This is a genomic window from Collinsella sp. BG-O-102, assembly GCF_023656745.1.
Lineage (GTDB): Bacteria > Actinomycetota > Coriobacteriia > Coriobacteriales > Coriobacteriaceae > Collinsella.
Genome location: NZ_JAMOKO010000015.1, coordinates 1 through 13,682 on the forward strand (window position 1 = coordinate 1; position 13,682 = coordinate 13,682).

General features: G+C 60.2%; 8 protein-coding genes. 2 read left to right on the top strand and 6 right to left on the bottom strand.

Translation table 11 applies throughout. The features are described from left to right. Positions 1-210: 210 nt before the first annotated feature. The 6 genes from NBH09_RS07915 to arcA (NBH09_RS07940) all read right to left on the bottom strand — a co-directional run bounded on the left by NBH09_RS07915 (position 211) and on the right by arcA (NBH09_RS07940) (position 9,230). Positions 211-1,692, bottom strand: a complete 1,482-nt coding sequence (locus NBH09_RS07915) for a DUF1846 domain-containing protein (protein ID WP_006234276.1) — start codon at positions 1,690-1,692, stop codon at positions 211-213. Between the two features lie 480 nt (positions 1,693-2,172). Then, positions 2,173-3,660, bottom strand: a complete 1,488-nt coding sequence (locus NBH09_RS07920) for a YfcC family protein (RefSeq protein ID WP_502799837.1) — start codon at positions 3,658-3,660, stop codon at positions 2,173-2,175. Positions 3,661-3,798: 138 nt separating this feature from the next. Next, on the bottom strand, positions 3,799-4,794 hold the full coding sequence (argF, locus tag NBH09_RS07925) for an ornithine carbamoyltransferase (RefSeq protein WP_006234279.1): 996 nt from the start codon (positions 4,792-4,794) through the stop codon (positions 3,799-3,801). A 105-nt stretch (positions 4,795-4,899) separates the two neighbouring features. Then, complete coding sequence (gene arcA / locus NBH09_RS07930) at positions 4,900-6,141, bottom strand: arginine deiminase (protein WP_117848985.1); 1,242 nt, start codon at positions 6,139-6,141, stop codon at positions 4,900-4,902. A 573-nt stretch (positions 6,142-6,714) separates the two neighbouring features. Continuing rightward, positions 6,715-7,839 carry an aminotransferase gene (locus tag NBH09_RS07935; RefSeq protein WP_250787637.1) on the bottom strand — a complete coding sequence of 375 codons (1,125 nt, stop codon included), beginning with the start codon at positions 7,837-7,839 and terminating at the stop codon, positions 6,715-6,717. Positions 7,840-7,988: 149 nt separating this feature from the next. Then, positions 7,989-9,230 (bottom strand): arginine deiminase, encoded by a 1,242-nt coding sequence (arcA, locus tag NBH09_RS07940; RefSeq protein WP_117848985.1) that lies wholly within the window; start codon positions 9,228-9,230, stop codon positions 7,989-7,991. Positions 9,231-9,785: 555 nt separating this feature from the next. On the opposite strand from arcA (NBH09_RS07940), the gene ppk1 reads away from it, so the two are divergent. Together ppk1 and rlmD are read left to right on the top strand one after the other, a co-directional pair. After that, complete coding sequence (gene ppk1 / locus NBH09_RS07945) at positions 9,786-12,188, top strand: polyphosphate kinase 1 (RefSeq protein ID WP_250787638.1); 2,403 nt, start codon at positions 9,786-9,788, stop codon at positions 12,186-12,188. A gap of 98 nt (positions 12,189-12,286) precedes the next feature. Next, a complete protein-coding gene (rlmD, locus tag NBH09_RS07950) occupies positions 12,287-13,615 on the top strand; it encodes a 23S rRNA (uracil(1939)-C(5))-methyltransferase RlmD (RefSeq protein WP_284703134.1) in 1,329 nt (442 codons plus the stop codon). Positions 13,616-13,682 lie beyond the last annotated feature (67 nt).

Genomic DNA, 13,682 nt, shown 5'->3' on the forward strand with positions numbered 1-13,682 from the left:
GGCCTACCTCGTGTACTATCGGGACGGGCGCATCAAGAAGTCCCTCGAGTGGCTCAGCCCGATGGAGTACCGCAGGAAGCTTGGATACGCCTAGGCGCGGTCCAAGAAATCGTCCGCACCCCCAAATAGGCGCTTTATTGATCAAAAAGCCGTACCGGGCGCTAACCCGATACGGCCAAAATGCAATGCAATTACCGCGGTGCTTCAAACTTAGCGATGGAAGAAACCGCGGCGCTCAAACTTGGGCTCGCAGCACACGTTGATACCCAGTTTGCGCAGTACCGTCTCGTCCGTCGGCGAGATAATCACGCTAAAGAAGGCATCGCAACCGCGCAGCTGCTCCAGGCCCGAAAGGACGCGAGCGGCCGTCTCACTCGTGGCCGAGGTGATCGACAGCGCCATAAGCGTCTCGTCGGTGTGGAGGCGCGGGTTTTTGCTGCCCAGGAAATGCGTCTTGAGCTTGCTGATGGGCTCGATCGCTTCATCGCTAATGACCTCGAGCTCAAGGTCGACGCCCGAGACATGCTTAAGTGCATTCATGATGAGCGAGCTCGCAGCGCCCAGGCGCGTGGAAGTCTTGCCGGTCACCACGGAGCCATCGGGCATAACCATGGCACCCACGGGACCACCCGTCAGCTGCTCCCTGGTGAGGGCCGCCGAGCGCGCCGGTGAGTAGTTCTTATCGATGCCGGCTTTCTTCATAATGATCTTGAGACGGTCGACTTGCTCATCGCCCACGCCGGTACGGCGCACATTTTCGACCGCGGTAAAGTAGCGGCGGACGATCTCCATCTTGGAAGCGTCGCGGCAGGCATCGTCATCGGTGATGGCAAAGCCGACCATATTGACGCCCATGTCCGTAGGACTCTGGTAGGGGCTCTTGCCCAGGATCTTTTCCATCAGAGCACGGACCACCGGGAAGGCCTCGACGTCGCGGTTGTAGTTGACCGTGGTCTTGTTATAGGCCTCAAGGTGGAAGGAGTCGATGATATTGGCATCGTCGAGGTCCGCCGTGGCCGCCTCGTAGGCGATGTTGACCGGATGCGTGAGGGGAAGGTTCCAGACCGGGAAGGTCTCGAACTTGGCATAGCCGGCGGCCGTGCCATGCTTGTGCTCGTGATAGAGCTGAGACAGGCAGGTGGCAAGCTTGCCCGAGCCAGGACCGGGGGCAGTGACCACGACGAGCGGTCGGGTGGTCTCGACAAACTCATTCTTGCCGTAGCCATCGTCGGACACGATCAGATCGACATCGTGCGGATACCCCTCGATGGGATAGTGCAGCTTGGCGGGAATACCGAGCGCGTTCAGGCGGTTGCGGAACACATCGGCAGCAGGCTGGCCGGCGTACTGGGTGATGACCACAGCCGCGACAGCAAAGCCGTTGCCGCGGAACAGGTCAACCAGGCGCAGCACATCCTCGTCATAGGTAATGCCGAGGTCACCACGAGCCTTGTTTTTCTCGATGTGGTTCGCGTTGATCGCGATGATAACCTCGACATCGTCGGCGATGCTCTTGAGCATGCGGAACTTGCTGTCCGGTTCAAAACCCGGCAGCACGCGGCTCGCATGATAGTCATCGAACAGCTTACCGCCAAACTCCAAATAGAGCTTGCCACCAAACTGCGAGATGCGCTCCTTAATGTGAGCAGCCTGCAGCTCGATATACTTCGCGTTGTCGAAACCCTGGCGCATGTATGGCTCCCGTCCCGTTTCCAATTAATGTTCTAGGCGATTATAACGGAGCCCGCCCTCCCCGATACCCAGACCATCAACAGGCACCAACCAAACACGCCCACCGCAACCACCGGGGACCCGGGGTAGATCATTTGGGACGGGAAACAAGGCACTCAGCACCAACAATGAAAACGTCACAGGCAGAGCCAAAGCCAGCGAACGGGCACCAGAGCGAGCAAGGTGACGTGAAAGAGGAGGGCATAGGCTTTTGGCCATGCCCGACGATTGAACGTCAGATTGCCGCTCTGGCGGGCTTGCAGCGTCGAGTGGTTCCGGCGTTTGGTAAAACGCCGGAACACAAGAGCGCCCCCTCCCGCGCACGGAACGGAAGGGGGCTAAAGGTAGGAGTCTACCGGTGGGTTTACCCCGCCGGACAGACGATGACCAGGTGATCCTCTACAGGATCGTCAAGGTTTCCGTGGGGTACCCGTTGGGTACTTAGATCAACACGCAGGCGACGGTCAGGATGATGGCGCAGACGACGGAGAGCGCGACGATGAGCTTAAGGGCAAACTTGAGCCAGGTCGTCCACTCGATCTTGGCCAGGGCGAGACCGCCCATGATGGCGCCGGAGGTCGGGGTGAACAGGTTCACGACACCGATGGCGGCGGAGAAGATCATGACCATGACCTCAGGCGAGAAGCCGAGCTTAACAGCCAACGGTCCCATGATGGGCATGGAGACGGTGGCCATACCGGAGGTCGAGGGGATCAGGAAGGACAGGCCGAAGTAGACCAGGAAGCTCATGGGAGCGAAGATCACGCCGGACAGGCCAGCCAGGGCATTGGCGGCAGCGTCGAGGACGAAGACGTCGAGGCCGGTGTTAGCCATGAGGACGGAGATGCCACGGGCGAGGGCGATGACGAGAACAACGGACATCATGTCGGCAGCGCCGGTGATGAAGGTGTTAACGATCTGCTTCTCGGACAGGCCACCGATGATACCGATCAGGACGGCCATGAGGAAGAACCAGGTGGAAGCCTCGTCGAAGTACCACTGGCCAATGGGCAGGCCGGTGATCAGGGCAGACCAGCCCTGGACGACGGCGTTACCGTCGGCGTCGTAGACAGCGCCAGCGTCGAAGAAGTTGGCGACGCCCTCGTTGAGGTCGGCCAGCGGGATGAAGCCGACGATCATGACGACGAAGGTGAAGGCGAAGGCGATCAGAACACCCTTCTGACGACCGGTGAGCTTGACCTCCTTGTGGACCTCGGAAGCAGCCTTGCCGTGAGCTTCTTCGGCGTCCTTGAGCTCCTGCATCGACAGGATGGTAGAACCCTTGTCAGCCTTGACCTTCTTGGCATAGTTCATCACGAAGACGATGGACATAGCGGTAGTGACAATCCACAGGACGGCACCGAGGCCGATGATGATGGACTGGTTGACCTCAATGCCAACGCCGGTCAGAGCGTCGACGGCAGCGCCGACGGCGAACGGGTTAACCGTGGAGCCCAGGCAGCCGCAGCCAGCGCCGAGCAGGACGGTAGCGGCGCCGACCATGGGGTCGAAGCCAGCGGCCATCATGGTAGCGGCGAGCAGGGCGTAGAAGGGAACGGTCTCCTCGCACATACCATAGGTGGTACCACCGAGGGAGAAGATGAGCATCAGCACGGGAACGAGCATGATCTCGTTGCCCTTAAGCTTCTGCACCAGGACGGCAATGCCGTTGTCCAGAGCGCCGGTCTCGGTCATCATGCCAAGGAAGCCGCCCAGAATCATAACGAAGAGGCAGACGGGCAGAGCGTCAGCGAAGCCCTTAATCGGGGCGGTGCAGAAATCGCTCAGGCGGGCTGCGGTAACCGCGCCGCCGGACGTGCCGGAGACGATAACGGTAATTACTGCAACAATTGCCAGCAGAGCAAGAAGAATGGTGAACGATGAAGGCATACCGCGCTTTTTCTTAGCGGTCTCAGTCATGGTTCTCATCCCCCCTTCATAAATCATTTAACTGTCTCGCGCGAAGCGGATCTTCCGTGCCGTGCCCACCGCCCGACGCGAGATATTTACCAGACAAAACCGCTCGGGGTGAGCAGCAATACACCCCGAGCGAGATGCTAGATGCTCTTACTTGAGCGTGGCGTACATGACAGCCTTAATGGTGTGCATGCGGTTCTCGGCCTCATCGAAGACCTTGGAAGCGGGGCTCTCGAAGACCTCGTCGGTGACCTCCTGCTCGGTGATGCCGAACTGCTCGCACTTCTCGGCGCCAATGGTGGTGTTGGTGTCGTGGAAGCTGGGCAGGCAGTGCAGGAAAATGGCGCCCGGGTTGGCCATAGCCATGACCTCGGAGGTAACACGATACGGGGTGAGCTGAGCGATGCGCTCGGCCCAGACCTCGTCGGGCTCGCCCATGGAGACCCACACGTCGGTGTAGATAACGTCGGCACCGGTGACGCCGTCCTTGACGTCGGTGGTCAGCTTGATGGTGCAGCCGTTGGCCTCGGCGATGGGCTTGCAGGCCTCGATGACGTCGTCGGCGGGCATGCACTCCTCGGGGCCGCAGGCCACGAAGTTCATGCCGAGCTTGGAGCAGACAACCATGAGGGAGCGAGCGACGTTGTTCTTGCAGTCGCCCATGAAGACGAGGGTCTTGCCCTTGATGTCGTAGTTGAAGTTCTCCTGGACGGTCAGGATGTCGGCGAGCATCTGGGTGGGATGCCACTCGGTGGTCAGGCCGTTCCACACGGGCACGCCGGACTTAGCAGCGAGCTCCTCGACGTCGTCCTGGGCAAAGCCACGGAACTCGATGCCGTCATACATGCGGCCGAGAACACGGGCGGTGTCCTCGATGGACTCCTTCTTGCCCATCTGCGACGAACCCGGATCGAGGTAGGTGACGCCCATGCCCAGATCCATGCCGCCGACCTCGAAGGCGCAGCGGGTACGAGTGGAGGTCTTCTGGAAGAGCAGAACGATATTCTTGCCCTCGAGATAGCGGTGCGGAACGCCAGCGCGCTTCATATCCTTGAAGTTCTTGGAGAGCTTGAGCAGGTACTCGATCTCCTCGGTGGTGAGGTCGAGAAGCTTGAGGAAGCTACGGCCGGAGAGGTTAACACCCATGGTTTGATTCCTTTCGAAGAAATGAATTACGTAAGTATTAGTGTTGCCCGTTTAACGGGCGAAGCCGGTGCGGTTGTAGGGGGACCGCACCGGAAACGGAAAGACTTAGAGGTCCTCGCGCCAGAAGGGCATGCTCATGCAGCGCGGGCCGCCGCGGCCGCGGGAGAGCTCGGCGGAGGGCACGACGAGAAGGTCCAGGCCCTCCTTGTACAGCACGTCGTTGGTGACGGTGTTGCGGGCGTAGACGCAGATCTTGCCGGGCTCGACGCACAGGGTGTTGGAGCCGTCGTTCCACTGCTCGCGGGAGGCCGCGATCGGGTCGCCGCCGCCGCAGGGGATCAGCTTGACCTGGTCGACGCCGGTGGCGTCCTCCAGGACGTGCTCGAGGGTGTCCTCGATCAGGCGGATGTTCACGTCGCCCGGGTTCTTGCCGGCGGTCAGCTCGTAGACGCGCAGGGTGCCCATGATGGCGGGGTGGATCGTGAACTTATCGACGTCGATCTGGGTGAAGACCGTGTCGAGGTGCATGAAGGCGCGCGAGACCGGGATGTCGAAGGCCAGGATGCGCTCGACCTTGGAGTCGGAGTTCCAGAAGATGTTCTGGGCCATGACGTCGATCGCGGCGGCCTGGGTGCGCTGGGAGATGCCGACGGCGAGGGTCTTCTCGTTGATGTTCAGCACGTCGCCGCCCTCGGTGTGGAACTGGCAGTCGCGGCGGAAGTACAGCGAGACGTCCTTGTAGTCGGGGTGGTACTTGAAGATGTACTTGCCGTACAGGGTCTCGCGGTTGCGGGTGACCGAGTACATGCGGTTGAGGTTGACGCCCTCGCCGACGACCGCGAACGGGTCGCGGGTGAAGTAGAGGTTGGGCATCGGGTCGATGATCAGGTCGGACTCGGACTCGGAGTTGACCAGGGAGTCGAGGGTCGTGGACGCCGTGAGGGGCATGTCGATCTCGGACTTGGTCATGCCGGCCATGGTCTTCTTGACGAACTCGAGGTTGTCCTCGATGGAGTCCAGCTTCTCGCGGACGATCTGCGGCATGTGCTGGCCGCGGATGCCGGCCTCGGCGATGTACTGGTCGGTGAACTCGGCGCGGGCGCCGGGGACCTGGTCGAACACCTCGGCGACGAGGTTCTCGAGGTAGAGCACCTCCACGCCCTGGTCCCTCAGGATCTGGGCGAAGGTGTCGTGCTCCTGCTGCGCGACCTCCAGGAACGGGACGTCGTCGAACAGGAGTCGCTCGAGCTCGTCGGGCGGCAGGTTGAGGAGCTCGTCGCCGGGACGGTGCAGGCAGACCTTCCTGAGCTTGCCGATCTCGGAAGGCACGTGCAGACCTTTCGTCATGGCCTCCTACCTTTCTTTCGGGCCCTTGTTAGGGCCGATTCGTTAGCGCCCCTCCGTGTGAGGCGTTATTGCTGACGACATATTTATATCCAAAATCAGCTCATACTTCCACCTTGCCCCCGAACGGTTTTTTATAGGGGGTGAACGGCATACACATATACTTCACGCATGGCACACTTCATCTTAATAAAGCGTATTTACGTGCTTAAACGCGTTTTCAATCCTAAAATCAAATGGAACTAAACTTTGTTAAACCATCCTCAAATTGCATATTTCTAATAAAGCTATGAATAGAATTAGCGGTTCATACCGTGTCTCAACCATTTTCATTTTTATTCAGAAAAAAGTTTGTCCTATTCATTTCTGGTAAATAAATTACCGTTTACCAGACGCTTGATACCGTTCACCGGAAACTCAGTATAAGGCCCAGCGGATACCGACTCGCTTTACAGCCCCATTTGTAACAACTTGACTTCTCGGTATAGAAAAACGGACCCGCTTCACTAGGGAAACGGGTCCGTTTTCGATTATCTTCGGCCAATTTAGATAAGGCCCCCGAAGACCATCGGAATCCTAGCGATCGAACTCCGCCAGTGCCTCGCCCAAAAGCATCAGGCCCTCACGCAGAACGTCCTCGCTCGCGCAGTAGCCCAGGCGTGCGCCACAGGGAAGCTCAAAGCGGCTGCCGGGTACCAGCAGCACTCCCCTCTCGGACAGCAGGCGCTTGCAGAACCCCTCGTCGTCCTCGGGAATATCAAGCTGGATAAACGAGGTGGACACGCCCTGCGGAGCCGTCCAGGAAACGCGATGCTGCGTATCGATCCAAGCCTGCGCGATATCGCGGTTGCCAAACACGATCTTGCGATTGCGCTCGACAATCTTGTCCTTGTGCTCGAGCACATAGGTCGCCAGGGCATCGTTGAACACGCCGCCGCAGATCATGGTGTAATCGCGATAGGTACGGATGCGGTTGGACACCTCTTTGTCGGCCAGGACCCAGCCCACGCGGGCCGCAGGTGTCGAATAGGTCTTCGACAACGAGTTGGTGACAATGGCCCTCTCGTACACGTCGACCATCGACATAAAGGACTCAGTGTTTTCGAGCGGCAGATATACCTCGTCGCACAGCACGTAGGCGCCCACCGAGCGGGCGATCTCGGCAATCTGGCCGAGCATATCGGCATCGAGCACCGTACCGATGGGGTTCGATGCGTTGTTTATGCAGATAAGCTTGGTGTTGGGACGCACCAAGCGCTTGAGTTCCTCGATATCGGGCTTCCAGCCGAGTTCCTCGCGAAGCTCCCAATACTCGACCTCGGCGCTCAGCGTGCGCGGAATCTCGTAGAGCGGCGCGTAGGTGGGCCACTCGGCGATAACATGGTCGCCGGGCTCGACCACAGCCATGATGGCGTTGAGGTTAGCGCCCGTGCAGCCATTGGTCTGCAGAATGTGATCGGGATTGACCTCCCGACGATACAGCTTGGCAACCTCGGCCTTAAACTCCGGCGAGCCCTCGATCCAGCCGTAGTTCATCTTCTCGCGGTCCAGGCGCTCGTAGAACGTGGCGCCGTCCTGTTCATCGAGCGCGCGCAGCTCGCCCATGGTGAGCGACGAGATCGTCGACTGGGCGATGTCCCACGTGGCGCTCTTCTCCCAAACGATGAGCCATTCCTCAACGCCAATCGTCTTGATGTCCATGGCCAAGCTCCTTACAAAAGCAGTCGTCCAATCGTGTTGACGTTCCTCATACAAGATTGGGGCGGTGCGAAAACCCGCACCGCCCCAATGGGAGACATCTAATGGCAGCTAGATATATGTATTATGACCCGTACGAGTCCTTGAAGACCTTAGAGGTCCTCGCGCCAGAAGGGCATGCTCATGCAGCGCGGGCCGCCGCGGCCGCGGGAGAGCTCGGCGGAGGGCACGACGAGAAGGTCCAGGCCCTCCTTGTACAGCACGTCGTTGGTGACGGTGTTGCGGGCGTAGACGCAGATCTTGCCGGGCTCGACGCACAGGGTGTTGGAGCCGTCGTTCCACTGCTCGCGGGAGGCCGCGATCGGGTCGCCGCCGCCGCAGGGGATCAGCTTGACCTGGTCGACGCCGGTGGCGTCCTCCAGGACGTGCTCGAGGGTGTCCTCGATCAGGCGGATGTTCACGTCGCCCGGGTTCTTGCCGGCGGTCAGCTCGTAGACGCGCAGGGTGCCCATGATGGCGGGGTGGATCGTGAACTTATCGACGTCGATCTGGGTGAAGACCGTGTCGAGGTGCATGAAGGCGCGCGAGACCGGGATGTCGAAGGCCAGGATGCGCTCGACCTTGGAGTCGGAGTTCCAGAAGATGTTCTGGGCCATGACGTCGATCGCGGCGGCCTGGGTGCGCTGGGAGATGCCGACGGCGAGGGTCTTCTCGTTGATGTTCAGCACGTCGCCGCCCTCGGTGTGGAACTGGCAGTCGCGGCGGAAGTACAGCGAGACGTCCTTGTAGTCGGGGTGGTACTTGAAGATGTACTTGCCGTACAGGGTCTCGCGGTTGCGGGTGACCGAGTACATGCGGTTGAGGTTGACGCCCTCGCCGACGACCGCGAACGGGTCGCGGGTGAAGTAGAGGTTGGGCATCGGGTCGATGATCAGGTCGGACTCGGACTCGGAGTTGACCAGGGAGTCGAGGGTCGTGGACGCCGTGAGGGGCATGTCGATCTCGGACTTGGTCATGCCGGCCATGGTCTTCTTGACGAACTCGAGGTTGTCCTCGATGGAGTCCAGCTTCTCGCGGACGATCTGCGGCATGTGCTGGCCGCGGATGCCGGCCTCGGCGATGTACTGGTCGGTGAACTCGGCGCGGGCGCCGGGGACCTGGTCGAACACCTCGGCGACGAGGTTCTCGAGGTAGAGCACCTCCACGCCCTGGTCCCTCAGGATCTGGGCGAAGGTGTCGTGCTCCTGCTGCGCGACCTCCAGGAACGGGACGTCGTCGAACAGGAGTCGCTCGAGCTCGTCGGGCGGCAGGTTGAGGAGCTCGTCGCCGGGACGGTGCAGGCAGACCTTCCTGAGCTTGCCGATCTCGGAAGGCACGTGCAGACCTTTCGTCATGGCCTCCTACCTTTCTTTCGGGCCTTTCGGCCGAATCTCTCAGCGCCCTTCCGTAACGGGCGCTGCTTGCTGACAGCTCTAGTTATATCCAAATTCCACCCGCAATTCCACCTCGCCCCCGAACGGTCAACAAAGTGCGATGAACGGTATATCGCATGTGATTCCCCCATGATGTACTTCGGCGTTCTAAAGTAACTTTTCTAAGGTAAACGCTCTTTTTTCCTAAAAACCATTTGCGATTGCGTCTCTAAACTTTTGATTCAGAATTGCATAGCTAAATCGGTTTTATGTATATAAATGATGTTTGTTTACGTTTCCGCCTGCATTCAATGATATTCAGCTATCCATCATTCTTATTCACACTTACGTACCAGTTGAGTGAGGATATAGACCGCTTGCAGACGAGCAGGGCGTCAGTCCTATGACTTGGCAGCGTAAGAAGTAGGTAAAGATGCCGTTCACGCGATACGTCCGTGCCACAGGTCGACTAAATTGAGACAATAGTGAATAGTGTTAGGCTACCGTCCCCTGTGGGGACTGAACGGACAGATGCATATGCCGAGCAAAATCGAAAAGAAGCAAGCCGCCGCAAAGCTGCGCAAACCGCCGCGCGACTTCTCGTACACGCAAAACCGAGAGCTCAGCTGGCTACGCTTTGACAACCGCGTGCTCGACGAAGCCTTCGACGAAACCGTTCCGCTGTTCGAGCGTCTAAAGTTCGTGTCGATTTTCGAGTCCAACCTCGACGAGTTCCTTATGGTGCGCGTGGGCGGCCTGTCCGATCTGGCGGAGCTCAAAAAACAACCTGTCGACAACAAGAGCAATATGACCGCCTCCGAACAGGTCGATGCTGTCATGGCCGAAATGCCCGGGCTCCTTACCCGTTGGGAGTCCATCTTTAAGAGCATCGAGGGCAAGCTCGACACCTTGGGCGTTCACCGCGCCCGCATCGATTCGCTTACGCCCGAGGAGCGCACCTTTGTAACCCGCTACTTCCAGGCCTACGTGTCACCGGTCATCTCGCCGCTGGTCATCGATCCTCGCCACCCCTTCCCCAACCTGCGCAATGGCGCGCTCTATCTGGCCTGTGGTCTGGACGGTGCCACCGACGAGGAGAGCCTGCTGGGCCTTATCGAGATTCCCGCCTCGATGAACCGCGTGGTCGAGATCCCCTCGCCCACCGGCACCTACTCCTACATCTTGCTCGAGGACGTCATCCTCGCCTGCCTGGACAGCTGCTTTGGCTCCTATAAGCCGCTGGATCGTGCGCTGATCCGCGTCACCCGCAACGCTGACATCGATCCGGACGGCGAGGGCGTCGAGGAGGAAGAGGACTACCGCCAGCACATGAAGCGCATTCTCAAGAAGCGCCTGCGCCTGCAGCCGGTAGTGCTCGCGGTCTCGGGATCGCTCGAGAAGGCGACGCTCAAGACTATCCGCAAGGCGCTCGAGCTTTCGCGTCGCTCGGTCTTTACCTGCGATATCCCGCTCAACCTGGGCTACGTCTTTGGCATTGAGGGCAAGATTCCCGAGCACCTGCGCAACGAGCTGCTCTTTACGCCGTTTAGGCCGCAGCCCAATCCCACCATCGACATGACCCGCTCCATCCGCGAGCAGGTGCTGCAGCACGACAAGCTGCTCTTTTATCCCTACGAGGCCATGAACCCCTTCCTGGATCTGGTGCACGAGGCCGCCTACGACCCCGAGTGCATCTCGCTGCGCATCACGCTCTACCGCGTGGCCAAGCAGAGCCGCCTGTGCGAGTCGCTGATCGATGCTGCCGAGAACGGCAAAGAGGTCACGGTGCTCATGGAACTTCGTGCCCGCTTTGACGAGCAGAACAACATCGAGTGGGCCGAGCGTCTGGAAGAGGCAGGCTGCACCGTCATCTATGGTTCCGAGGGCTTTAAATGCCACTCAAAGATCTGCCAGCTCACCTATCGCGAGGGCATGGCGCTAACGCGCCTCACGCTTTTGGGCACCGGCAACTTTAACGAGAAGACGGCCAAACTCTACAGCGACTTTATGCTCATGACCGCCCATCCCGGCATCGGCGAGGACGCCAACCTGTTCTTCCGCAATCTGTCGCTGGGCAACCTGCGCGGCGACTACCGCTTCCTGGGTGTGGCGCCCGTCGGACTGAAACCGCTCATCATGCGCGGGCTTGACCGCGAGATCCAGCGCGCCCTTGCCGGCGAGCCCGCCCGCGTGTTCTTTAAGCTCAACTCGCTGACCGACCGCGAGGTTATCGACAAGATCGCCGAGGCATCGTGTGCCGGCGTGCGCGTAGACATGATCATCCGCGGCATCTCGTGCCTCAAGCCCGGTGTTCCGGGCAAGACCGAGAACGTGCATGTCCGCTCCATCGTCGGACGCTTTTTGGAGCACGCGCGCGTCTATGCTTTCGGCGTGGACTCGGACATGATTTACCTGAGCTCGGCAGACATGATGACGCGCAACACCGAGCACCGCGTGGAGATTGCCTTCCCCGTGCTCGACCCCACCTGCCGCGCCCTAGTGCACGAGTACATGGGCATGCAGCTGCGCGACAACGTGAAGGCCCGCAGCCTCACGAGCGACGGCACCTGGGTCCCCGTGGAGCGTGCAGAGAGTGAGAAACCCTTCAACTCGCAGGAAGCCCTGCTGGAGCGTGCCTATCGCAACGCCGAGGCCGCCACCGAGCCCGTCATTGAGGCGGAACCTGCCCCCGAGGCCGAGCCGCAGCCGGTAGCACCCGAGGTTCAGAAGGTCCAGGCGACCGTCATTGAGCCCGAGCCTGCACCTGCACCTCGGCCCGAGCCGCAGATCACCAAGCCCGCACCCGAAGCGAGCGCCCGTCGCGATAAGCCCGCCGGCAAGACCAAGGCCATCGAGCGCCATCGCCCCGGTCGCGTGCGCATGGGCCTGGGTCTGATCGGCCTGGGTCTTAAGACGCTCATTACCGGCAAGACGAAATAGTCGTTTGTAGAAGCAGTTTGTAGAAGTGCCCCGCATTTGAGGAAAGCCTCGGATGCGGGGCGCTTTTCCCTGCTACCATGGTGCGAACAACAACGCGAATGACAGGCAGGAATATGAAGCTCACTATAGAATCGATGACCTACGGCGCCGACGGGCTGGCGCACGCCGACAACGGCAAGGCCGTCTTTGTGCAGGGCGCCGTGGCAGGCGACACCGTCGAGGCCGAGGTCGTACAGGACGGCAAGTCGTTCATGCGTGCCCGCACCACCGAGATTCTGGAGCCAAGCCCCAATCGCATTCAGCCCCCCTGCCCCTTCGTGGGCATCTGCGGCGGCTGCTCGTGGGGCAATCTCTCACGCACGGCACAGCTCGCCGCCAAGGAGCAAAACCTGCGCTCCACGCTCGAGCGCATCGGCAAGTTCGCTCCTGAGCTGGTCGATGAGTTGGTACAGCCCATCTGCCACACCAAGGACGACTGGGGCTACCGCAATAAAATCGAGCTCGAACCGACCGTCGTCAACGGTCGCGTGCGCCTTGGCATGCACGGTGTCGACCCCAGCAAAATCGTGACCGTCGATACGTGCCCGCTGTTCGATAAGCGCTTCCCGAAAGCGCTCAAATCGGTCGTCGGCGCACTCAACTATCTAAGCGGCAGCCATGACTTGGGGCTCGAACGCGTGGGCATTCGCGCATCACGCCGCACCAAGGCACTCGAGGTCGCGCTTTGGACGCCCACAGGCTCTTTTCCGCGCTCGCAGGTCTCCCGCGTGCTGGCGGACGCCGCTCATCCCACGAGCATCGTGCGCGTGATGAGCAAGGGCGAAAAGAAGGCCCGCCGTGTCTCCAAGGTCGAAATGCTCGCCGGAGAGGGCTCATGGACCGAGAATATCGCCGAGGGTCAGATGCGCTTGTCTGCCCCGTCTTTTTTCCAGGTCAACACCAAGGGTGCCGAGATTTTGATCGAGCTTGTCATGGAAGCGCTCGACCCGCAGGAAGACGAGCTTGCCGTGGACCTGTACTGCGGTGCCGGCACCTTTACCCTGCCGCTCGCCCGCCGCTGCGACTTTGTCGCCGCCGTCGAGGCCTACGGCCCCGCCGTGCGCGATCTACGCCGTAACCTGGAAATCAACAAGCTTGATAACGTCGACGTCATTGGCGGAGACGCGGTGCGCGAGTTCCCCGACCAGGATGCCGACGTCTTGGTGGTCGACCCGCCGCGCGCAGGCCTCGCCCCCGAAGCGATCGACCTTATCGCCAGTACGAGTGCTCGCGATGTCGCCTACGTGAGCTGCGACCCGGCCACCCTGGCACGCGATCTCAAACGCTTTGTCGAAGAAGGCACCTTCTCCCCCGTAAAGATCACGCCAGTTGACCTGTTCCCGCAAACCTTCCACTGCGAGACCGTCGTCCACCTTAGGCGCAACTAGCCACTTAATCATTGCTCAGAAAAATCATTGGGAAATCGAGCGTGGCAAGCGGAGGTCTTCGGGGTAT

Coding starts and splice junctions, on each gene's coding strand:
- NBH09_RS07915 (WP_006234276.1), bottom strand. CDS start 1,692: ATGCGCCAGGGTTTCGACAACGCGAAGTATATCGAGCTGCAGGCTGCT.
- NBH09_RS07920 (WP_502799837.1), bottom strand. CDS start 3,660: ATGAGAACCATGACTGAGACCGCTAAGAAAAAGCGCGGTATGCCTTCA.
- argF (WP_006234279.1), bottom strand. CDS start 4,794: ATGGGTGTTAACCTCTCCGGCCGTAGCTTCCTCAAGCTTCTCGACCTC.
- arcA (WP_117848985.1), bottom strand. CDS start 6,141: ATGACGAAAGGTCTGCACGTGCCTTCCGAGATCGGCAAGCTCAGGAAG.
- NBH09_RS07935 (WP_250787637.1), bottom strand. CDS start 7,839: ATGGACATCAAGACGATTGGCGTTGAGGAATGGCTCATCGTTTGGGAG.
- arcA (WP_117848985.1), bottom strand. CDS start 9,230: ATGACGAAAGGTCTGCACGTGCCTTCCGAGATCGGCAAGCTCAGGAAG.
- ppk1 (WP_250787638.1), top strand. CDS start 9,786: ATGCCGAGCAAAATCGAAAAGAAGCAAGCCGCCGCAAAGCTGCGCAAA.
- rlmD (WP_284703134.1), top strand. CDS start 12,287: ATGACAGGCAGGAATATGAAGCTCACTATAGAATCGATGACCTACGGC.